The sequence below is a fragment of the Leisingera sp. CC-HEC093 genome (assembly GCF_059429195.1).
This window is the reverse complement of record NZ_JCAIJR010000001.1, coordinates 1,064,893-1,087,281: the sequence shown is the minus strand read 5'-3', so window position 1 is coordinate 1,087,281 and position 22,389 is coordinate 1,064,893. Positions and strand designations below refer to the sequence as shown.

The 22,389-nt window shown below is 66.9% G+C and carries 12 protein-coding genes; 7 read left to right on the top strand and 5 right to left on the bottom strand.

The genetic code is table 11. From position 1 onward, the window contains the following. Positions 1-101 precede the first annotated feature (101 nt). Together recQ and yaaA are read left to right on the top strand one after the other, a co-directional pair. The gene (gene recQ, locus AC5STB_RS05175) at positions 102-2,159 is read left to right on the top strand and encodes a DNA helicase RecQ (protein ID WP_495441912.1); all 2,058 of its coding nucleotides are present in this window, start codon (positions 102-104) and stop codon (positions 2,157-2,159) included. Positions 2,160-2,188: 29 nt separating this feature from the next. Then, on the top strand, positions 2,189-2,953 hold the full coding sequence (gene yaaA, locus AC5STB_RS05170; RefSeq protein ID WP_495441911.1) for a peroxide stress protein YaaA: 765 nt from the start codon (positions 2,189-2,191) through the stop codon (positions 2,951-2,953). A 274-nt stretch (positions 2,954-3,227) separates the two neighbouring features. Here the strand turns inward: yaaA and AC5STB_RS05165 are convergent, their stop codons facing one another. Then, entirely contained in the window at positions 3,228-5,519 is a 2,292-nt protein-coding gene (locus AC5STB_RS05165; RefSeq protein WP_495441910.1) for a response regulator, read from the bottom strand. 150 nt (positions 5,520-5,669) lie between these two features. Here AC5STB_RS05165 and AC5STB_RS05160 point away from each other — a divergent pair, with 150 nt between their 5' ends. Together AC5STB_RS05160 and pbpC are read left to right on the top strand one after the other, a co-directional pair. Continuing rightward, positions 5,670-11,117, top strand: coding sequence for an alpha-2-macroglobulin family protein (locus AC5STB_RS05160; protein ID WP_495441909.1), 5,448 nt, complete (start codon positions 5,670-5,672; stop codon positions 11,115-11,117). Positions 11,118-11,224: 107 nt separating this feature from the next. Further along, on the top strand, positions 11,225-13,240 hold the full coding sequence (gene pbpC / locus AC5STB_RS05155; protein WP_495444559.1) for a penicillin-binding protein 1C: 2,016 nt from the start codon (positions 11,225-11,227) through the stop codon (positions 13,238-13,240). A gap of 198 nt (positions 13,241-13,438) precedes the next feature. Here the strand turns inward: pbpC and AC5STB_RS05150 are convergent, their stop codons facing one another. Genes AC5STB_RS05150 through AC5STB_RS05135 form a run of 4 tightly spaced genes read right to left on the bottom strand, consistent with a single transcriptional unit; the run spans position 13,439 to position 20,169 of the window. Then, on the bottom strand, positions 13,439-15,481 hold the full coding sequence (locus AC5STB_RS05150) for a hypothetical protein (RefSeq protein WP_495441908.1): 2,043 nt from the start codon (positions 15,479-15,481) through the stop codon (positions 13,439-13,441). Positions 15,482-15,491: 10 nt separating this feature from the next. Then, positions 15,492-18,275 (bottom strand): DUF4159 domain-containing protein, encoded by a 2,784-nt coding sequence (locus AC5STB_RS05145; protein WP_495441906.1) that lies wholly within the window; start codon positions 18,273-18,275, stop codon positions 15,492-15,494. Then, entirely contained in the window at positions 18,272-19,165 is an 894-nt protein-coding gene (locus tag AC5STB_RS05140; protein ID WP_495441905.1) for a DUF58 domain-containing protein, read from the bottom strand. Before AC5STB_RS05140 ends, AC5STB_RS05145 begins: the two co-directional genes overlap by 4 nt. Continuing rightward, on the bottom strand, positions 19,162-20,169 hold the full coding sequence (locus AC5STB_RS05135) for an AAA family ATPase (RefSeq protein ID WP_495441904.1): 1,008 nt from the start codon (positions 20,167-20,169) through the stop codon (positions 19,162-19,164). Before AC5STB_RS05135 ends, AC5STB_RS05140 begins: the two co-directional genes overlap by 4 nt. A gap of 64 nt (positions 20,170-20,233) precedes the next feature. Here AC5STB_RS05135 and AC5STB_RS05130 point away from each other — a divergent pair, with 64 nt between their 5' ends. From AC5STB_RS05130 to AC5STB_RS05120, 3 genes are all read left to right on the top strand, one after another. Further along, on the top strand, positions 20,234-20,818 hold the full coding sequence (locus tag AC5STB_RS05130) for a DUF1285 domain-containing protein (protein ID WP_495441903.1): 585 nt from the start codon (positions 20,234-20,236) through the stop codon (positions 20,816-20,818). A 291-nt stretch (positions 20,819-21,109) separates the two neighbouring features. Continuing rightward, entirely contained in the window at positions 21,110-21,862 is a 753-nt protein-coding gene (locus AC5STB_RS05125) for a hydroxypyruvate isomerase family protein (protein WP_495441902.1), read from the top strand. Positions 21,863-21,951: 89 nt separating this feature from the next. Then, a complete protein-coding gene (locus AC5STB_RS05120; protein ID WP_495441901.1) occupies positions 21,952-22,188 on the top strand; it encodes a DUF2798 domain-containing protein in 237 nt (78 codons plus the stop codon). Positions 22,189-22,389: the final 201 nt, after the last annotated feature.

Sequence of the window (22,389 nt, the reverse complement as noted above, 5' to 3'; positions counted from 1 at the left end):
TTTCGCCGGGCTTTTGCGAGGCAGCCCTTGCCGCCCTATGCCTCCTGTGGGATTGTGCCTGCCAAGACGAGCAGACCACCACTTTGAGGCCCCTTGCCCCCATGACAGCCCCGGCAGCCCTGACAGGCGCGTCCCCGATTCTGCGCGAGATTTTCGGCTTTGACGCCTTCCGCCCCGGACAGGAGGAAATCGTCGACGCCGTGACCGCGGGGGAGAACGTGCTGGCGATCATGCCCACGGGCGGCGGCAAGTCGCTGTGCTTCCAGCTGCCGGCGCTGCTGCGCGACGGGGTGACCGTGGTGATCTCACCACTGATTGCCCTGATGCGCGACCAGGTCCGCGCCCTACAGGAGGCCGGCGTCAACGCCGGCGCGCTCACCTCCGGCAACACCGATGAAGAGACCGAGATGGTCAGGGAGGCGATCGAAGCCGGGCGGCTCAAGCTCCTGTACATGGCGCCCGAGCGCCTTGCCTCCGGTGCGGCCATGGGCATGCTGCGCCGCATCGGCGTTAGCCTGATCGCGGTGGACGAGGCGCATTGCGTCAGCCAGTGGGGCCACGATTTCCGCCCCGACTACCTGCGCATCGGCGAGCTGCGCCGCGCCCTGGGTGTGCCGCTGGCCGCCTTCACGGCGACAGCGGATCAGGAAACCCAGGAAGAAATCGTCCAGAAACTGTTCGATGGCGAGGCCCCCCGCAGTTTCCTGCGCGGCTTTGACCGGCCCAACATCCACCTCGCCTTTGGCGCCAAGGACAGCCCGCGTCGCCAGGTCCTGGAGTTCGCCGCCGCCCGTAAGGGCCAGTCCGGCATCGTTTACTGCGGCACCCGCGCCAAGACAGAGGCCCTGTCGGCCGCCCTGCGCGAGGCCGGCCATTCCGCCTGTTTCTACCACGGCGGCATGGACCCCGAAGACCGCCGCAGCGTCGAGACCCGTTTTGCCCGGGAGGACGGTCTGATCGTGGTTGCCACGGTTGCGTTCGGAATGGGCATCGACAAGCCCGACATCCGCTGGGTGGCCCATGCCGACCTGCCGAAATCGATCGAGGCCTATTATCAGGAAATCGGCCGCGCCGGCCGGGACGGCGCGCCAGCGGAAACCCTCACCTTGTTCGGCCCCGACGATATCCGCCTGCGCCGCTCGCAAATCGACGAGGGCCTCGCGCCGCCCGAACGCCGCGCCGCCGACCATGCCCGTCTCAATGCGCTGTTGGGCCTCGCCGAAGCGCTGCACTGCCGCCGTCAGAAACTGCTTGGATATTTCGGCGAAGAAGCAGCACCTTGCGGCAATTGCGACCTCTGCGATACGCCCGCGGATGTGTTCGACGGCACCACGGTGGTGAGGAAGGCGCTGTCAGCCGTGCTGCGGACAGAAGAATGGTTCGGCTCCGGCCATCTGATCGACATCCTCTTGGGGGCTGACAACGACCGGATCCGGGCCAAGCGCCATGACGAGCTGTCGGTTTACGGCTGCGGCAAGGAGTTTGGTAAGCGCCAGTGGCAGGCGGTGTTCCGGCAAATGATGGGCCACGACCTGCTGCGCCCTGACCCCGAACGCCACGGCGCCCTGCGCTTTACCGAAGCGGCGCTGCCGATCCTGCGCGGCGAGCAGTCCATTGACCTGCGACGCGACACCATTAAATCCGCTGAGCGCCGCCCGGCGGTGAAAGCTCTGGTCTCTGAGGAGGACGCGCCGCTTCTCTCCGCGCTCAAGGCCAAGCGCCGGGCGCTGGCAGAAGCGCAAAAAGTGCCGGCCTATGTGATCTTCCCCGACCGCACCCTGATCGAGATGGCAGAGCAGCGCCCTGAAACCCTCGATCAGATGGCCCGTATCAACGGCGTCGGGGCCAAGAAGCTGGAGCGCTACGGCGATGATTTCCTTGGCGTGATCACCGGCGCAGCTGAGCAGTTGCATCCTGCTAGGCGCAAGCTGGCAGGGCGTGAGTCCGGCTCGGTTTATGACGGGCTATTGGAAGTGCAGGCCCAGCTCGCCCGCGGCGCGTGCGGCACACTCAAGCCGCTCACCTGTTCAGCCTCGCTGCTGGCCAAGGTGGCGCAGCTGCGCGCAGGCGACGAGGGGGGCATCACAAGGCTGTTAGGAGAGCGCCGCGCCGAACGTTTCGCATCGGCGTTTCTGGACGTCCTGCGCGGCGCGGGCTAGGGTCGCGCCAAGAGCAGAAGGGGGCAGATATGCTGGTAGTAACCTCTCCGGCCAAGAAGCTGGACTGGGCGGAACGGGAGCAGGAGATAACCTGGCCCGCGCTGCATGAAGATGCGGTGGCGCTGGCAGAGGTGGCCCGCGGACAATCCGTCGCGGACCTGATGAAGCTGATGCACATCAGCGAGGATCTGGCCAAGCTGAATCACGCCCGCTTCCAGGATTTTGCCGCCGATCCGAAAACCGAGGCCACCCGACCGGCGGCGCTGGCCTTTGCCGGCGATACCTACCAAGGGCTGGAAGCGTCCTCGCTGGATGCCGAAGAACTGGCCTGGGCGCAGGAGCATTTCCGGATCCTGTCCGGGCTTTATGGCGTGCTGCGGCCGTTGGATGCGATGCAGCCCTACCGGCTGGAAATGGGTTCGCGTCTGAAAAATCCGCGCGGCAAGAACCTGTACGAGTTCTGGGGGCGTAAGATCTCAGACGCGCTGAATGCCCAGGCAGACGCCGTGGGCGCGGACGTGCTGGTGAACTGCGCCAGCCAGGAATATTTTGGCGCGGTGGACCTGGCGGCGCTGAAGCTGCGGGTGGTTACGCCGGTCTTCATGGAAGACAAGAACGGCACGCCCAAAGTGGTGAGCTTCTACGCGAAACGCGCCCGCGGCGCGATGGCCCGGTTCATCATCCAGCGCCGGTTGACAGATGCGGAGAGCCTTATGGAGTTCGATGCCGGCGGCTATGCCTACCAGCCGCAGATGTCGGAACCGGACAAACCCGTCTTCCTGCGCCGCGGCTGAGGGCGGCAGAAGCTCCCGCCTGCTCCGGTGCACTCCAGGAAAGCACCGTTCCGGTTGGGCCGCAGCAGAGGCGTTCCGGCGCAGCCGGTGCACCCGCGGACTCGGGAGGGTCCGGCCGGTCTTCTCTGAGAACGGCAGGCCAGCCTTGTCCGGGCACACGGGCACCGCGGCAAATCCGGCGGCAGGCCGCCCCTTTCTTGAGGACTGCTTCTCTTGGCCTTAGTTGCAGAGCCCGGTGGTCACTGCATCTGCCAGCCAGCCGGAAATCCGCTGCTCAGAGGACGCTAGCGGCCGCGGGCGCCGGGTCTGCATCAATGTTCAGCGGCTGGATGCCGGCCGGGGCAAAGGTCCGGATTTTGTCGTGGATCAGGGCCTTGCGCAGCGGTTTGGTCAGGTAGTGGTCCAGTCCGGCCGCAAGGATGCCTTCCGAATCTCCGGCCATTGCATGGGCGGTCAGAGCTACGATCGGAACATGCCCGCCAGTCCCGGCCTCGATCTTGCGAATCTCCGCGGTGGCTTCCTTGCCGTCCATCAGCGGCATGGAGATATCCATGAAAATCAGGTCCGGATGAAAGTTCTTAAATGCGTCCACCGCCTCAAGCCCGTTGCCGGCAAACCTGAGATCGATGTTCAGCTCCTTCACGATTTTGCGGAACACCAGCTGGTTGGTCTTGTTGTCCTCGGCTGCCAGCACCCGCATTCTTCGGGTTTCAGAACCTGCCGCGGGGGCGGGCGGCAGCATCACTGCGGCCGCCGGCGGCTCTGCCGGTCCGGTGGCGGGCACCAGCGCTGACGGGCCGGCCTCCGGCGGCGTCCGCGCTTGCGCCGGATCCTCCGCAAGGCCGCCCAGCCGGGCCAGCTGGCTGAACAGTTCGTCGCGCGGCGCCGGGCTTTGCAGCACGCCGCTGACCAGCAGGCGGGCCTCTGCGGTGATGGCCGTCTGCGGGCTGGAGTTCAGCAGCAGCACCGGCACCCCTTGCCAGCCGCCGGTTTGGAGATCCTGAGCCAGCTGAAGCCCGTCCAGCCCCGGCAGGTTGTGACCGCTGACCACGAGGTTGATGCTGTCCTGCATCGCTGCCAGCGCGGCTGCGGCGGTGCAGGCCGTGGTGACCTGGACCCCCAGCATCAGCAGGTGCTTCTGCAGGATCTCGCAGTTGAGCGGCACATCGTCCACGATCATCACATGGCGCAGGGTGCCAGGCAGTTTCGGCAGCGACTGTTGCGCCTTTCTTTCGACCGGCAGCGGCAGGCGGAAACCGAAGCAGGACCCTTTGCCCTCCTCACTGTCGACCCAGATCTCGCCGCCCATCAGCTCAATCAGGCGCTTGGAGATCGCCAGTCCCAAGCCAGTGCCTTCAAACTTGCGGTTGCGTTCGTCCTCGACCTGGTTGAATTCGCCGAACACGTGCTCGGCCTTATCGGCCGGGATGCCGATGCCGGTGTCCTCGATAGTGACATGCACCGCGCATTGGTTGTTGTCTGCGTCGGTGATGCCGGTCACCCGCAGCGTGACATGCCCTTCTTTGGTGAATTTCACCGCATTGCCCGCCAGATTGGTCAGCACCTGGCGGATGCGGCCAGGATCGCCGGTAAAGCGGGTCGGCAGGAACAGGTCGTAGTCGACCAGCAGCGCCAGCCCCTTGTCCCGGGCCGTCGGCTGCAGCAGCATTACCACCTCATGCAGGCTGCGCTCCAGATCGAAGGATTCCGGATGCAGCTCCAGCTTGTCCGCCTCGATCTTGGAATAGTCGAGCACGTCATTGATAATGACCAGCAGCGCCTCGCCCGAGTTCTTGATGGTATTGGCATAGAGCCGCTGCTCGTCGTCCAGTTCGGTGTCGCTCAGCAGCTCTGCCATGCCGACCACACCATTCATCGGGGTGCGGATTTCGTGGCTCATATTGGCGAGAAAGGCAGATTTGGCGCGGTTCGCCGCCTCGGCGCGGGCACGGGCGTCCTGCAGCTCCATCTCATAGCGCACGGTAGAGGTGATATCGAGCGCAAGGGTGACCATGTCGCCGCCATGGCCGCGCTGGTCAATCAGCCGCAAGTAGCGTTCATCCCACAATTGGACTACCACCGGCTCCGGCGCGTCCGACTGCCAGCGGCTGTTCATCATGCTGCGCCAGCTTTCCGGGTCCAAATCGCCGGTGTTGATCAGCCCTTCCTCAGACAAAAGCTGCAGAATCCGGTCATAGGATACCCCAGGGGTGATCTCCTCCAGCCCGTCGAAGATATTCAGGTATGCGGTGTTCGCGCCGATCAGGATGCCGGCCGCGTCAAAAAAGGCAAACCCGTCCTGAAAGGCCTGGATCGAATGCCACAGCCGCCGTTCGGCTGTTTCGATCTTCTCGTTGGCGGTGTTCAGATCGGATTTGACCTTGGCGTTCTCGTCGCGGACCGTGGCCACCTCCGCCCGGGTCTGGCCTATCTGCTTGGTGAGCGCCAAAGCGTGGCGGCCCAGTTTGCGGTTGGCAGCGGACAATTCGGCCTGCTTCAGCTCAAGCAGCCGTTCGGCGGCCAGGCGGGCGCGCCTTTCTTCCGCTAATTTGTCCGCAAGGCTCATCCCTGCACACTCCGCAATACCTAAACAAGAACGGCGCGCGGCTAATTCCGCACGCGAAGACAGCCGGGCTGCTTTGTCTCATTGTTACGCGGAGGAATCTTGCTATGACGTTAAGCCCGTGCAAGCCTGCCTCCAGTTCTGGAGGATTCCATGCCGCGTCTGTTTGCTTCCATTTTTTTCTATATTATTGCCTTTGCTGCATTTTTACCTGCTGCCTGGGCTGGGCCGGAAGTTCCCGGCTTCCGCTACCAGTCTTATGCGGACACGGATTTTTTCGGCGCCGACCTGCAGCCGCTTTTTGATACGGACGCAGCCTCCTGCGCCCGTGCCTGCTCTGCCCAGGCGGACTGCGCGGGGTTTGTGTTCAACCAAAGGGCCAACGCCTGTTTTCCAAAATCGTTGCTGGCGCAATCCAGTCCATATGCCGGTGCAATATCGGCGGTGAAACAGCCTTCCGCACCCGGTCTCGCAGCAGCGGCGGCATCGCGCGCCGCGCGCCTGGATTTCCTACCGGCGCCAGCTTTGCAGGATGCCGCTGCCCTTGCTCGCGGCCTCGGGTTGGACTACCCGCTGGCCGCCGCGGATGCGGCAGAGGCCCGTGCCGCCGCCCGCGCCCGGCTGCGGGACGGTGAGATCCATGGCGCCCTGCGCTGGATGGCACAGGCTACGGTGCTGAGCGACGGGGCCACGGACTGGACCGCCTTCTCCGGCTATCTGCTGCGCGCCGCCACGGACAACAGCAGCCGCAGCCAGCAGCGCCGGTACCGTTCGCAGGCCTATTCGGCGGCCTTGAACGGGTATTTGCGGGCCGCGGACCCAGCAGCGCAGGCTGTGGCACTGGCCGCCGCCGCAAAGGCGAAGGAACTGCAGGGCAAAGGCCGCGCCATGCTGCCGATTTTGCGGCTGGCGCAGGACATCGAGCCTGATGCCGTCCGCGCCGCACATCTGGAGGATGCGATTGCCAAATACGGCTTCCGCGTGCTTGCCAGCACTGTCGAAAGCGACACTGCTGCGCCGCGGATCTGTGCTGAGTTCTCTGAGGATCTGGAACAGGCCGGCACCGATTACGAAAATTACGTCCGCCTGCCAGAGGCCAGTCTGGCTGTCACCGCCCAGGGCCGCCAGCTTTGCCTTGACGGAGTGGAGCACGGCAAGCGCTACCGTATAACCCTGCGCCGCGGGTTGCCCGCGGCCAGCGGCGAACAGCTGTTCAAGGACGTGGAGCTGACCCACTACGTCCGCGACCGCGATCCTCAGGTTCGCTTTCCGGGCCGCGCTTATGTGCTGCCTGCGGGCGGTCAAGCGGCGCTGCCGGTGGAGACCGTGAACCTGACGGAACTGGACCTGCGCCTGCGCCGGGTCAGCAGCCGCAACGTGCTGCGCACCCTGCAGGAGGGCTATTTCGCCAAGCCTCTGTCCCAGTGGGAGGATGAGCATTTCGCCACTGATATTGCTGAGGAAATCTGGACCGGCAAGGCCGAAGTGGACACCGCCATCAACCAAGTGATGACCAGCCGCCTGCCGCTTGATGAGGCTCTAAAAGGGCAAAAGCCGGGGCTTTTTTCGCTGACTGCCCGGGTGCCGGGTGCTGATCCCTATGACGACGCGGGCGCCACCCAGTGGTTCGTGCTAACCTCCCTGGGCCTGTCCACCATGTCCGGCAGTGATGGCCTGCATGTCCAGGTGCAGAGACTTGCGGATGCCGAGCCGCAGGAAGGGGCCGAGGTCAGACTGATTTCCTCCGCCAACGAAGTGCTGGCAACGCAGACCAGCGACGCCAGCGGGTACGTGCATTTCACTCCCGGCCTCACCCGCGGCACCGGCGGCGCGGCGCCTGCGCTGGTCACTGCGCGGGCAGGGGAGGGCGATCTCACCTTCCTGCCGCTGAATGATGCCGCCTTTGACCTCTCCGACCGCGGTGTTGCCGGCCGCGCCGCGCCGGGGCCGGTCGATGTGTTCCTCGCCACCACCCGCGGGGCCTTCCGCGCGGGGGAAACCGTGCATGTGACCGCGCTGGCCCGTGACAGCAAGGCGCAGGCGGTCGACGGCCTGCCGCTCACCGCAATCCTGCTGCGCCCTGACGGGGTGGAATACACCCGCCAGACCTCTGCTACAGGCCATCAGGGGGGCCATGTCTTTGCCCTCGCCACCGGCCCCGCCGCCCCGCGCGGCACCTGGCGCATCGAGATCAAGAGCGACCTCAAGGCCCCCGCGCTGGCCAGCCGCCAGATCCTGGTCGAGGATTTCCTGCCTGAGCGCATCACCTTCGAGCAGGAGGTCACGAATGCAGACAACCTTCGGCCGGGCAGCGCTGCGCAGATTGAATTGCAAGCGGATTACCTGTTCGGCGCGCCGGGTGCGGGCCTGAAGGTTGAGGGCGAAGTCCGCCTCACCGCCGCAAACACACTGGACCAATGGCCCGGCTTCCGCTTTGGCCGCTATGACGAGGCAACATCTGCCCAGACTGAACACTTCGGCGGCCAGGAAACCGGCGCCGACGGCAGCGCCGCCTTTTTTGTGAATTTCCCCTCCGCCACCCCGGCGGAGGGCAAACCGCTGCTGGCCACCCTCACCACGCGCGTCGCCGATGGATCTGCACGCCCGGTGGAACGCACACTGGAGCTGCCCGTCCGCCCCGCGGGCCCGGTCGTTGGCATCAAGCCGCAGTTTGATGAGGTCGCGGCGGAAGGCTCTGAAGCAGGTTTCGAACTAGTCGCCCTGGGGCCAGACCTGAAACCCCTGCCAGCGCGGGTGAAATGGACCCTGAACCGGATCGAGACCCGCTACCAATGGTATCAGCTTTATGGCAATTGGAATTGGGAGCCGGTCACGCGCCGCACCCGCGTTGCCACCGGCGAGGCGCAGCTGGGCCCCGATCCGCTGCCTTTGTCCCAGCCCGTCGGCTGGGGCCGTTACGAGATGGTGGTGGAACGTATTGATGGCGAATACGCCTCTGCCGCTATTGACTTCTATGCCGGCTGGCATGCGCCTGCAGGCAGCACTGAGACGCCTGCCCGGCTGGAGTTGTCGCTGGATAGCGAAAGCTACGTCCCGGGCGACACCGCCCGCCTGCGCATCGTGCCGCAGGCCGCGGGCACTGCGCTGATTTCTGTGGTCTCAAATCATCTGATTCATCGCGTAGCGGTGGAGGTGCCGGCGGGCGAAACCGTGATCCCGCTGGAGATAACGCAGGACTGGGGCAGCGGCGCCTATGTAACGGCAACCGTGATCCAGCCGGTTGCGGGCGAACGGGGCCGCACTCCGCTGCGCGCCCTGGGCCTTGCCCATGCCAGCGTCACCCAGCCCGGCCAGCAGCTTGAGGTCGCCATTGACGTCCCGGGTGTGGCCCGCCCGCGCGGCACGCAAGTTGCCAAAATCCGTGTGGATGGCGCGGCAGAGGGCGAGGAGGTCTGGCTCACCGTTGCTGCCGTCGATCTCGGCATCCTCAACCTCACAGGCTTCACCAGCCCTGACCCCAGCGCGCATTACTATGGCCAGCGCCGTCTGGGGATGGAGCTGCGCGACGTTTACGGCCGCCTGATCGACCCCGGCAACGGCGCTATGGGCCGGATCCGTTCCGGCGGTGACGACGGCAGCGGCATGAAAATGCAATCGCCGCCGCCAACGCAGGATCTTGTGGCGCTGTTCTCCGGCGCCCTGAAGGTAGATGCAAACGGTGAGGCCGAATTCCCGATGACCCTCCCTGCCTTCAACGGCACCGTTCGGTTGATGGCGGTCGCTTGGTCCGGCCGCGCCGTGGGCCAGGCCGAGACCGACATGCTGGTGCGCGACCCGGTGGTGGTCACCGCCTCCTTGCCGCGCTTCCTGGCGCCGGGCGATGAGAGCCGCGCCCGCATTGAAATCGTCCACGCCGACGGCCCCGCTGGTGAAATGGCGCTGAGCGCCGGCACCGCAGGCGGCCTGATACTCGGCAATCTTCCCGCCTCCATCACCTTGGCAGAGCAGGGCAAAGTGATGCTCGAACTCCCGGTGACGGCGGAAACCGTCGGTGACCATGAACTGACCCTCACTCTCACCACGCCCGACGGCCAGGACCTGCGCCAGATCCTGCGGATGCCGGTCCGCGCCAATGACCCGCTAACGTCCGAGACCCGCCGCTTCACCCTGGCGGCAGGCGACACCTTCCTGTTCAGCAGAGACGTCTTCGCGGGCCTGCGCCCCGGCACCGCCCGGGCCACCATCTCCTCCGGCCCGCTTGCCAAGTTCGACGTGCCGGGTCTCTTGGCGGAGCTGGACCAGTACCCCTACGGCTGCACCGAGCAAGTGACCTCCAAGGCGTTGCCGCTCCTCTATCTCAGCAGCGTCGCCCAAGCCGCGGGGCTGGGCAACGGCCCGGCGGTGGACAAACGCGTCAATGCCGCAATCCGCAAGGTGCTGACCCGTCAGGCCCCCAGCGGCGCCTTTGGTATGTGGCGCGCCGACAGCGGCGAGTTCTGGCTTGATGCCTATGCCAGCGACTTCCTCAGCCGCGCCCGCGCCCAAGGCTACGCGGTGCCGCAGCAGGCCTTTGCCCAGGCGATGGACAACCTGCGCAACCGCATCAACTATGCCGCCGATTTCGACAGGGGCGGCGAGGAGATCGCCTATGCCCTCCTGGTGCTGGCGCGCGAGGGCGCCGCCCAGATGGGCGACCTGCGCTATTACGCGGATGTGAAGGGCGACGCCTTTGCCACCCCGCTTGCTGCCGCCCAATTGGGCGCGGCGCTTGCGGCCTACGGCGACCAGCGCCGCGCCGACCGGATGTTTGCCCGCGCCGCACAGATGATTGGTTCTAAGAGGCAGGGAAAAGTCCGTTTGTGGCGCGCCGACTTCGGCACAAGGCTGCGTGACACGGCAGGCGTTCTGGCGCTGGCAGCGGAGGCCGGATCGGAGACTGTAGACCGCGCCGGCCTGTCTGCGCGGCTCTCCAACGCCAGCGGCACTCGCTCCACGCAAGAGGCTGCCTGGACCCTGATGGCTGCCCACGCGCTTGCCGAGGCTCCGGAAGATTCCGGCCTGCTGGTCAATGGCCAGCCGGCCCAGGGGCCGTTCGTTCAGGCGGCTGACGGACGAAACATGCCGGAGTTCGCCTTGACCGCCGCCAGCGGCCGCACCGCGGAGATCACGCTGACCACGCTTGGCGTGCCAAAGATCCCGCCCGCCGCGGGTGGCTTCGGCTACACCATTGAGCGCAGCTATTTCACGCTGGAGGGTCAGTCTCTGGACGTTGGAACCGCGCAGGCTGGCGCGCGCTTCGTGGCAGTTTTGCGAGTGAAACCGCATGAGAAGACCGGCGCCCGGCTGATGATCAACGACCCGTTGCCCGCTGGGTTTGAGATCGACAACCCAAACCTGTTGCGCTCCGGCGACCTGCGCGATCTGGACTGGCTGAAACCGGCTGAGGCCGAACACGCCGAGTTCCGCAGCGACCGTTTCCTGGCAGCGGTGAATGTGCGCGATTCCGCGCCGGTGACGTTGGCCTATGTGCTCCGCGCGGTGACACCCGGCGTATTCCATCACCCGGCAGCCTCGGTCGAGGACATGTACCGTCCTGCTTACCGGGCGAGAACGGGCACAGGACGTGTGGAAGTCAGGTGAGACGCCTGTTTAACAGAGCTGAGGGCAGCGCCCGCCCCCGCGGGGGGCGGGACGGGCGCTGCCCGGCGGTGCCGCCGGGCGGAAGATGGAAAAGATACACAGTCATACTGGCGGTGCTGATAGCAGCGTCATTCGCCGCATTGCGCAGCTTCGACGCTTGGATCGACCGCACAGACCTCCCTCTCACCCTCACTGAAACCTCCGCCGAGGTGCTCGACCGCAACGGCAAGCTGCTGCGCGTCTATCCCGTCGGCGACGGCCTCTGGCGCCTCGCCTCCCAGCCCGCCGACGTCGATGCGCTTTTCCTCGAAATGCTCCTGCGCTACGAGGACAAGCGCTTCCGCTCGCACGCGGGCGTCGACCCAATCGCGCTCCTGCGCGCCGCGGGCCAGGCGCTGTGGAACACCCGGGCGGTCTCTGGCGGCTCCACCCTCACCATGCAGGTCGCGCGCCTGCTGGAGGATGGCACCACCGGCCGCTGGGCGGGCAAGCTGCGCCAGATGCGTGTGGCTCTGGCACTGGAACGCCGCCTCAGCAAGGACGAGATCCTCACCCTCTATCTGACCCACGCCCCCTATGGCGGCGCGGCAGAGGGCATCCGCGCGGCCACCTACAGCTGGTTCGGCAAGGAGCCTAAGCGCCTCACCCCGGCGGAGGCCGCGCTGCTGGTCGCTCTGCCGCAGTCCCCCGAACGCCGCCGCCCCGACCGCTTCCCCAAGGCCGCCAGCGATGCCCGAGACCGGGTGCTGGCACGGATGCAGAGGCAGGGCCTTCTGGTTGATGAACAGGCCGAGGCTGCCCGCCGCACCCCGCTGCCGCACCGGATGGCCGCCTTCCCGCGCCTTGCCCCGCATTTGGCAGACCGGATGACGGCGCAGCACCCCGGCAAACGCCAGCTGCGCCTAACTGTCGACGCAGCGGTGCAATCACGGATGCAGCAACTTCTGGCAGAGGCTGTGCGCAACACCGGACCGAACCTCTCCGCCGCCATCATCGCCGCCGACCACCAGACCGGCGAGGTTTTGGCGCTGGCCGGTTCCCCCGGCTATTCCGACGCCGCACGCCGCGGCTTTGTCGACATGACCCAGGCAATTCGCTCTCCCGGCTCAACCCTGAAACCGCTGATCTACGGCCTCGCCTTTGACCAGGGGCTGGCGCACCCGGAAACCCTGATCCACGACGGCCCGGTCAACTTCGCAGGCTACGCGCCGCAGAATTTCGATGGTGAGTTCCGCGGCGACATCCGACTGCGCGAGGCGCTGCAGCTGTCACTGAACATTCCGGTGGTGAAACTGACGCAGGAGCTTGGCCCGGCGCGGGTGATGGCGGCCTTGCGGGCAGGCGGCGCCAAGCCTGAGTTGCCCGGCGGGGCGCCGGGTCTCGCGCTGTCGCTCGGCGGGCTTGGCATCAGCCTGCAGGACATGGTGCAGCTCTATACCGGGCTGGCTGCAGGCGGGCAGGGGCCTCGGCTGCGCGTGATGCAGGGCGACGCACCGCAGCCCGCAGGCCGCCTGACCTCGCCTGAGGCCGCCTGGCAAGTCGGTGACATCCTGCGCGGCCTGCCGGTGCCGGCTGGCGCGCGCGCAGGCACCATCGCCTACAAAACCGGCACCTCCTACGGCCACCGCGATGCCTGGGCGATCGGCTGGGACGGTCGCCATGCGGTCGGTGTCTGGATGGGCCGCGCCGACGGTACTCCGGTGCCGGGCATCTTTGGCGGCGACCTCGCCGCACCGGTGCTGTTTGAGGCCTTCGGCCGCCTGAAACCCGCCCTCGACCCGCTGCCGCCGCCACCGCCCTCCACGCTGATCGTCAATTCGGCGGAGCTGCCCCTGCCGCTGCAGCGCTTCCGGCCCCGCGATGCGGCGTTTTCAGAGCCTGCTGATGCACCGGAACTGATCTTCCCGCCCGAAGGTGCGAGGCTGGCGCTGGAGGGCGCGGACCTCACGCTCAAACTCCGCGGCGGCACCGCGCCCTTCCTGGTGCTTGCAGACGGTCAGCCGGTGCTTACAGGTCAGCGCCGCCGCGAGTTCTCCCTGCCCAGCCCAGGCCCCGGTTTCTCCTCCTTGGTGATTGTCGACGGCGTCGGCCGCTCCGACCGGGTTAACCTGCGGATTGATTGACCCCCTGTATTTTCTGAGGCCCTTTCATGCTGAAACCCGTCCTTGCGCCTTCGCCCTCGGTGGCAGCATGGAGGGTGCGCTCTGCACCCAGGCCAAACTTGCCGCTGCGTTGGAGCCGCATCCGGGGGTGGTCATAGGCCAAACGGCTGGCCTCACCAACAAGCCTGTGCAGGAGCGTTTCGGTTTCACTGAAATCGGTTACCGCCGCCCCTCGCGCAGCCAGCCGGCCAGAAGGAAGAAGGACGCCAGCAGCAGCGCCAGCCAGCTCGGCAGCAGTGGGCCTTGGGACACCGACAGCGTCTCGTAAGCTTCCCTTGGGGTCAGTCCGATCCAGCCGCGCCCCGATGCCGGGCGCCCGGCCCGCACGCTGCGCAAGGACGGCATCCCGTCTGCCAGCCGCAGCACGCCGCCGCGCAGGGGCGCCAGCACAGGTGCCAGCACAGCGCCGGTGGCGATGGTTTCCTCGAACTCCCTCGGCGCCGCCGGGCCGAGGCCCACCACCGCGCTCTCGCTGCCTTCTTCCAGCCGGTACAGTCCCGGCTCCGGCCCTTCATAGCGGGTCTCCCATTGACCCGGCGCCGTCTGACGCAGGTCCAGCTCAGCCGTCGAGCCGTCCGGATTGGTCACGGTCACCGGCCCCGCCTGTTCTGCCAGCGTGCGGCGCAGGATGCGCATCCGCTGGCCCGAGGCCTCGGCCCACAACGCCTCTTCCTCCAGCTCTGGCTCTTTCATCATCCAATGCGCCAGCCGCCGCAACAGCTCCAGCTGCGGACCGCCGCCCTCGTATCCGCGGCTCCACAGCCAGGCGTGGTCGGAGGCCAGCAAAGCCACCCGGCCCTCGCCCACACGGTTCAGCACCAGCAGGGGACGTTCGCCAGCTCCGCTCATCAGCACATGGCCCTCCGGCGTGCGCAGCTCGATCTGGCGCAGCCAGCGGCCCCAATCCGCGGCGCCCTCAAGGCCGGAGGTCACCGGATGCTGCCGGCCCAGATCCGTCACCTCGGGGCGGTAGGCCTCCTCCAGCACCCGCGCCGAGGGTTCCGCAGGCAGGATCAGCGACAGCGGCGAGCGGTAGATACTGTCGGCGCTGGCAAAATCCGGCCCCGCCGCCACCAGCACCGCGCCGCCGCCCATCGCGTAATTCGCCACATTGTCCAGATAGACCGCCGGCAGGATGCCGCGCCGCTTGTAGCGGTCAAAGATGATCAGGTCGAAATCCTCAATCTTCTCCAGAAACAGCTCGCGGGTGGGGAAGGCGATCAGCGACAGCTCCTCCACCGGCACCCCGTCCTGCTTTTCCGGCGGGCGCAGGATGGTGAAATGCACCAGATCCACCGCGCTGTCGGATTTCAAGAGGTTGCGCCAGGTGCGCCCGCCCGCATGCGGCTCGCCCGAGACCAGCAGCACCCGCAGCCGGTCGCGCACCCCGTTGATCTGCACCAGCGCCTGATTGTTGCGCGCGGTCAGCTCGCCCGGCTCTTCCGGCACCGAGAACTGGATCACATTGCGCCCGCCGTGCTGCAGCACCATCGGCAGTTCAAAATCGACGCCCACCGGCAGGGTGAACCGTTGCGGCGGGCCATCCGCGACCGAGACTTCGATGTCCGCAAAGCCGCCCTCAGCCGGCACCGCGCCCTGATCCTCGATCCTCAGCGTCAGCCTGACCGGCTCGCCGATGATGGCAAAGCCTGGGGCGTTTTTTACGATCAGGCGGCGGTCCCAGTCGTCTTCGCGCCCGGTCAGCAGCAGGTGCATGGGCGCGGGCAGGCTGACCGGCTGTTCGGCGTCATGCACCTGGCCGTCAGACAGCGCGATGATCCCCGCCACCCGCGCCCGCGGCTCATCCGCCAGCGCCTGGGTGACGGCCGCCATCAGCCGTGTGCCCTCGTCGCCCTCGCCATCCGGCACGGTGATCCAGCGCACATCGGTGCCGGGCCGGTCTGCCAGCGCCGCCTTCAGCTGAGTGCGGGCGCGCGCAATCTGCTCCGGGCGGGTGCGCAGCTGCTGGCTGGCAGTCTGGTCCTCCGCCACGATCACGATGTCGTTCAGGGGCGCGCGGTCCTCGCTCTGATGCACCGGACCGCTGAGGGCGGCCACCAGCACGATCGCCGCCAGCGCCCGCAAGGCCCAGCCCGACAGCCCTTTCCAAAGCCCCAGCAGCAGCGCCGCCAGAGTCACCGTGCCCGCGGCCCAGATCACGGGCCAGGGCACCAGCGGGTCGAACAGGATCGTCTGTGTCATGTAACCGCCCTCATTGCCCCAGCCGGTCCAGCAAGGCCGGCACATGCACCTGGTCGGATTTGTAATTGCCGGTCAGCACATGCATCACCAGGTTGACGCCGAACCGGAACGCCAGCTCCCGCTGCCGCTCGCCGGCATAACCGCGCCCGACCGGCAGCAAGGGCCGGCCGTTCTCATCCACCGCCCAGGCCGCCGCCCAGTCGTTGCCGCCGATCACCACCGGCGTCACCCCGTCGTTCAGATTGCGGAAGGGGATACCCTCGGTCTGTTCCGCGTCCGGCGGCGCCGCCTCGACCCAGAGCGGGCCGCGGCTGTGGCGGCCGGGAAAGGCCTGCAGCAGATAGAAGGCGCGGGTCAGCACATGGTCCTGCGGCACCACCTCCAGCGGCGGAATGTCCAGGGGCAGCGCAATTTGCTGCAGCCGCCGCGCCGCCGGGCTGGTCGCGCCCGAGGCCGCCAGATCCGCGTCGCGGGTGTCAAACAGGATCATGCCGCCCGCCCGCAGGTAGGTGTTGAGCTTGCCGTAAGCCTCGGATGAGGGCAGCGGCTGTTCGCGGGTGATGGGCCAGTACAGCAGCGGATAGAACGCCAGCTCATCCCGCTCCAAATCGACGCCCGCCGGATTGGCCGGCTCCACCGAGGTACGGAAGAACAGCGTGTCCGACAGCCCGCGCAGGCCCGCGGCGGCAATGCGGTCCACCTGTGCGTCTCCCGTCAGCACATGCGCCAGCACCAGTTCCGAGGCCAGTTCCGCCGCCCTAAGCCCCACCTGCGCCTGCGTCTCCTGCGCCCGCAAGTCTTGCGGCATGGCCAGCGCTGCCAGCCCCAGCCCCGCCGCCAATACCGCGGTGCGGGCACGGCCCACCAGGCCGGAAACCAGTAACGTGCCCAGCACATCCAGCGCCAGCAGCATCAGCGCCAGCGTCAGGAGTGCGCCGCCCAGGGGCAGCTCCTGCGGCGCGCCATAACCGCTTACCTCCACCGTGGCCGGCCAGCGCGCCGCCAGCAGCTCATCCTCCGGGCGCAGCACGTTGCGCGCCAGCATCCGCCGCCCGCCGTCATAGACGCCGGGCCGCAGCTCCGGCCCCGCGGGCGCCGCCACCAGATCCGGGCCTGCCACACCGGGCAGCGTCTCCGCCGCCTCCAGATCGCCAAAACCGTCCAGCACCTCGACCGGCGTCCAGGTGGTGCCCTCCAGATCCTCCGCCTTGGGCTGCGCGGCAGAGGACGACACCGCCAGCCGTTCCAGCATCGACACGAACAGGCCCGATAGCGGCAGGCTGCTCCACTCCGCGTTGGCGGTCACGTGAAACAGCACCACCTGGCCTTGGCCCAGCGTCTTGCGCGTCACCAGTGGCGTGCCGTCGGCCAGTTCTGCAATCACCCGCTGCGCCAGCTCCGGGTCCGGCTGCGCCACCACCTGCGAGCTGATCGAGACCTCGCCGGGCACCTCCAGCCCGTTGAAGGGCGAGTCCTCGTCAAAAGGCGCCAGCGTCTTCGGCTCGCCCCAGCTCATGGCGCCGCCGATACTGCGGCCTCCAATGCGCAGGCGCACCGGCATCAGCGGCTCCTCGCCTGCGCGCGCGGTATCGCTGGCGGCCAGCCGCGGCCCAGCAAAACGCAACAGCAAGCCGCCGTTTTCCACCCATTCGATCACCGCTTCTTCCTGCGCCGGTGCCAGCCGCGCCACATCGGCCAGCACGATTACATCCGGATTGGCCGGCAGCAGGTCCCGCAGCGCGCCTTCCAGAAGCTCAGCCGAGGGCGCCAGCGCCTGGCGCAGGTAATGCAGCGGCGACAAGAGTGCGAGACCTTCATCCGCGCTTTCGGAGGAGACCAGCGCCACCTCGCGGCGGCGCAGACTGTCGTCCGTCAGCGCCACCGCGCCCGCCGATTTCACGCCGCTGATTTCAAACCGCGACAGCCGTGCGCGCAACTCTGCCGGCAGCGACAGCCCGGCAGAGGCACTGCGGGCGCCATCCGCAAACCGCACCGGCAGCGCTGCCAGGCTGCGCTCGGTGCCGCCCGGGTCCTTGCCCTGCGCCACCACGGAGACCTCTTGCGCAGGCCCTGCGCGGCTGCGCTGCACCGTGAGCTCAATCGTACCGCCGGTATAGCTGGCGGGCATAAGCCCCAGTACCGGAAGGGGCTGTTCGAATACCTCAATGTTGCCGCGGCGGCTTAGCGCCTCTATCAGACCCTCGCGGCCCGGGTATTCCAGTCCGTCGCTGAACCAGACGGTGTCAAACTCACCCTCGGCGCTGTCAACCGCCTCCATTGCCTGCTGCAATTGCTCTGGTCCGGGCTGCCAGGGCAGGGGCGCCAGCCCGGCTAGTTGCCGCCGCCAGTCGCTGGCGGCGCGGAACTGCAAGGGTTCCGGCGCGCTCAGGCGCAGCACCGCCACCGGGCGCTCTGCCCGTCCGGCCTCGTCCAGCTGTACTTCAGCCTGGGCGCTGGTCTGTTTCCACTCCGCCGCACCGGCCCAGCTGGCATCCATCACAACCAGGAGCGGTCCGCTGCCGCCGGCATCCTCGATCGAGGGGTTCAGCACTGGTCCCGCCAGCCCGATGATTGCCACCCCCACCGCCAAGATCCGCAGCAGGAGCAGCCACCACGGGGTACGGTCCGACAGGCTCTCGTCATCTTTCAAGCCCAGCAGCAGCGTCACCGCCGGGAACGGCTGGCGTTTCGGCGCGGGCGGAATGGCGCGCAGCAGCAGCCACAGCACCGGCAGGGCCAGCAAGCCCAGCAACAGCCAGGGCGCGGTAAAGCCGATGCCTGCAATCATGGTCATGGCGCGGTCCGCTCCAGTGCATGGTAAAGCCACATCAGCGCCGCCTGCGCCGCGTCGCCCGTGTGGTGCTGCCCGAACCGCCAGCCGGCCTTGCGGCACAGCCGCTCCAGCGCGTCCCGCCGTTCCGCCAGCCGGTCCAGATAGCGCTCCTGCAGGGCAGAGGCCTTCAGTGTTTCATGTGTGACACCGCCCGCGATGCTCTGAAACAGCGTGCGGCCCGAGAAGGGAAAGGCCTCCTCCGCCGGGTCCAGCACCTGCAACAACACGCCGCGGACGCCGCGCGCGGCGGCCTTGGACAGGGCCTGTTCCACCGGCTCATACGGCCCCAGGAAATCCGAGATGAACAAGGCCCGCGCATGCGGGATCAGCGCCCGGTGGCCGGGCGGGGCGTAATCCTCCGCGTCGTCATCCATCAGCGCCTCTGCCAGCCGCAGGATCTGAACATTGCCCCGCCGCGGCGGCAGGGTGCCGCCCGTCAGGCCCACGCGCTCGCCGCCCTGCACCATCAGCACTGCGGCGGCGAGGCCCAAGAGCCGCGCGCGCTCTGCCTTCTGCGGCAGCTTGGGCGTGGAGGCAAAGCGCATCGAGGCGCCGGTATCGACCCACAGATGCACGGTCTGGGCAATCTGCCATTCGCGCTCGCGGACATATTGCACATCGCCCATGGCGGACCGGCGGTGGTCGATCATCCTACGGCTGTCGCCGGCCTGCGCCGGGCGGTACTGCCAGAAATCATCGCCCGTTCCAGCCCGGCGGCGGCCATGCTCGCCCATCAGGACAGACCCCGCCAGATGCCGTGCCTGCACCAGGAGCGGCAGCAGGGCGCTGGCCTCCGCCTCCGCCCGGTGCCGCAATCCGGTTGCAGCGTCAGAGGCCGCAGGCCTCGTCACGCGGCGGCCCCGGTCCGGGCCAGCTTGCCTGCGGTTTCCTCGATCAGCGCTGCCAGGCTCTCACCGCGCGCCCGGGCGGCAAAGTTCAACTGCATCCGGTGGCTGAGGACCGGTTTCGCCATGTCCAGCACGTCTTCTGCATTGGGCGCCAGCCGCCCCTGCAGAAGCGCCCGCGCCCTGACCGCCAGCATCAGTGCCTGCGCCGCCCGCGGACCCGGCCCCCAGGCCACGGTCTGCGCCACGTGGTCAGAGACGCCGGGTTCGTCGGGGCGGAAGGCGCGTACCAAGTCCAGGATCATCTCGACGACTGATTCCCCTACCGGCATCCGCCGCAACAGGGTCTGGGCTGCGATCAGCTCGCTGGCGGCAAACACCTGATAGGCCTCGTCTTCCTTCACCCCGGTGGTGGCCAGCAAGATGTCCCGCTCGGTCGCGCGGTCCGGGTAATTCACGTCGATCTGCAGCAGGAACCGGTCCAGCTGCGCCTCCGGCAGCGGATAGGTGCCCTCCTGCTCAATCGGGTTCTGGGTCGCCAGCACATGGAACGGCGCGCCCAGACTGCGGTCCTCGCCCGCCACCGTCACCACCCGCTCCTGCATCGCCTGCAAGAGCGCCGACTGGGTCCTGGGGCTGGCACGGTTGATCTCATCCGCCATCAAGAGCTGGCAGAACACCGGCCCCGGCACGAACCGGAACGACCGGTGGCCGTCCGCAGCGGTGTCCAGAACTTCGGAGCCCAGAATATCTGCCGGCATCAAATCGGGCGTGAACTGAATGCGGTTGCCATCCAGCCCCATTACCGTGCTGAGGGTTTCCACCAGCCGGGTCTTGCCCAGCCCTGGCAGGCCGATCAGCAGCCCATGGCCGCCGCACAGCAGGACCGACAGGGTAAGGTCCACCACCCGCTCCTGCCCGATAAAGCGTTTGGTGATCGACGCACGCGCCTCTTGCAGCTTGGTTTCCAGCGCTTCGATGCCGGCCAGCAGATCGTCCGTTTCAGGCATGACATTCCTCGTTTCCCGGATGTATGCTGTTACTCTATCGTGCTGACAGGAAATGGCAAAAGCAATGAGCGGACAAAAACCTGTGACCCCCGATGCTGACGGCATCGCCGCGGCGGCCAAAGCGGCCAGAAAGGGCAAGGGATTGCCGCCCGTCCACCTGTGGAATCCGCCGTTCTGCGGAGACCTGGACATCCGCATCGCCCGCGACGGCAGCTGGCATTACCTCGGCACGCCTTTCACCCGGTTCGAACTGGTCAAGCTGTTTGCCTCCATCCTCAAGTTGGAGGACGGCAAATACTACCTTGTCACCCCGGTCGAAAAGGTCGGCATCACCGTCGAGGACGCGCCTTTTGTGGCGGTGGACTTCGACGTGGCCGGGCAGGGGCGCGATCAGGTGATCACATTCACAACCAATGTCGAAGACTTTGCCGCAGCCGGACCGGATCATATGATCCGGGCAGAACGCGATGCGGAAACTGGCGAGCCATCTCCCTATGTCATGATCCGCGCCGGACTGGAGGCGCTGATCGACCGCAAGAGCTTTTACCGGCTGGTGGAACTGGGCGAGCATCATGATGGCTGGTTCGGCGTCTGGTCCGGCGGCAAATTCTTCCCGCTGATCCCCTCGGCAGAGCTGGACGCAGAATAGATGCAGGACGCCCTGTAAAGTTATTGCCTGGCCGATAGGCTGGGCAGCGCGCGTCCCGGCCCCGTCGCGCCGGAGGCGTGCTTCCAGCGCGACGGCAGGCGTTTCGCTTTCCACCCTGCCGGGACAGGTTCTGCTCTCTTTGCCTTCTCGCGGGCAGCTGGAGTTTGCGGACAGGCGGCAGAAACGGGCCGGTATGCGGTTAACGAAAGTTTAATAGGAAAATTCTGCACTTTTGACGCCTTGGCTGCCCCGCCGCGCGGCGCTAGACCATCAGTCAACAAGGAGAATCCTATGCCCCGCTTCGCGGCCAATATCTCGCTGCTGTTTGCTGAGCTGCCCTATCTCGACCGGTTCCAGGCCGCCGCCGCGGCGGGGTTCGAGGCGGTGGAGATCCTCTATCCTTACGAACTCGCCGCCAAGGAAACCCAGCGCGCGCTGATGGCCAATGGGCTGCAGCTGCTGCTGATCAATGCGCCGCCCCCGAATTACACCGGCGGCATGCCCGGCTATGCAGCAGTGCCGGATGGCACCGACCGTTTCCAGCGCGACATCCGCCGGGTGCTGCGCTATGCCGAGGCGCTGAAGGCCGGCAAGATCCATGTGATGGCGGGCTATGCCAAGGGCGATGCGGCGCAGCAGACCTTTGTCGAGAACCTGCAATGGGCCGCCGACCGCGCGCCGGACCAGCAATTCACTATCGAACCGCTGAACAGCGGCGACCAGCCGGGCTATTTCCTTGATGATTACACCCTCGCGGTAGAGGTTCTGGACGCGGTGGACCGGCCCAACGTCGGCCTGCAGTATGACGCCTACCACGCGCAAATGATCCACGGCGACGCGCTCACGGTGTGGGAGACCTTCGGCTCCCGTGCCGTGCATGTGCAGATCGGCGCCGCGCCTGGCCGCTGCGAGCCGGGCACCGGGCCGGTGGATTTTCAGCAGTTGTTCGAAGCGATTGACGCCAGCGGTTACAGCGGCTGGGTCAGCGCCGAATACACACCCTCTACCCGGCGCACCGAGGACAGCCTGGGCTGGATGGGCTGAGCCGCCGCAGGCCGCCTTCACATTCGTGAATTGAAATGTGAATGCGCGGCCTGCATAAGGCAGTTGCGACACCTGTGAGGATACCACCCATGCTGCCCGCCCGATTTGCCCCTATTCTGTTCAGCCTGATCCTGTCGGGGCTGATGTCCTTCATCGTCACCGGCGTTGCGACCTGGAAGGCGCTGGGCTTTGGCACGGGCTTCGGCGGTGCCTGGATGCAGGCGTGGAGCTTGAGCTGGCCAATTGCCTTTGCCGTCGCCTTCACAGCCGCACCGATGGTGCGCAGGCTGGTGGCGAAACTGGTCAAACAGCCGTCCGGAGGCTGAGGCAAGATAGAACGGGGCAGGGGTGCTCTCCCGCCCGCCGCAATCTGCATCAAAGATGCAGCAGCAGCCGTTGGGCGTGGCGCCGCTGGCGCGGCGCGAAGGGATTTTGCTGAGAAGCCCCTAAGGGCAGGTCTGCCCTTGAGGGGGGCTGCCAATTTTCTTCTGTTCCGAGCCGCGTCAAGGACAACCCGCGAGAAGGGC

Excerpts from the sequence above, each read along its gene's own strand:
- recQ (WP_495441912.1), top strand. The coding sequence starts at position 102 with ATGACAGCCCCGGCAGCCCTGACAGGCGCGTCCCCGATTCTGCGCGAG.
- yaaA (WP_495441911.1), top strand. The coding sequence starts at position 2,189 with ATGCTGGTAGTAACCTCTCCGGCCAAGAAGCTGGACTGGGCGGAACGG.
- AC5STB_RS05165 (WP_495441910.1), bottom strand. The coding sequence starts at position 5,519 with ATGAGCCTTGCGGACAAATTAGCGGAAGAAAGGCGCGCCCGCCTGGCC.
- AC5STB_RS05160 (WP_495441909.1), top strand. The coding sequence starts at position 5,670 with ATGCCGCGTCTGTTTGCTTCCATTTTTTTCTATATTATTGCCTTTGCT.
- AC5STB_RS05150 (WP_495441908.1), bottom strand. The coding sequence starts at position 15,481 with ATGACACAGACGATCCTGTTCGACCCGCTGGTGCCCTGGCCCGTGATC.
- AC5STB_RS05145 (WP_495441906.1), bottom strand. The coding sequence starts at position 18,275 with ATGACCATGATTGCAGGCATCGGCTTTACCGCGCCCTGGCTGTTGCTG.
- AC5STB_RS05135 (WP_495441904.1), bottom strand. The coding sequence starts at position 20,169 with ATGCCTGAAACGGACGATCTGCTGGCCGGCATCGAAGCGCTGGAAACC.
- AC5STB_RS05130 (WP_495441903.1), top strand. The coding sequence starts at position 20,234 with ATGAGCGGACAAAAACCTGTGACCCCCGATGCTGACGGCATCGCCGCG.
- AC5STB_RS05125 (WP_495441902.1), top strand. The coding sequence starts at position 21,110 with ATGCCCCGCTTCGCGGCCAATATCTCGCTGCTGTTTGCTGAGCTGCCC.
- AC5STB_RS05120 (WP_495441901.1), top strand. The coding sequence starts at position 21,952 with ATGCTGCCCGCCCGATTTGCCCCTATTCTGTTCAGCCTGATCCTGTCG.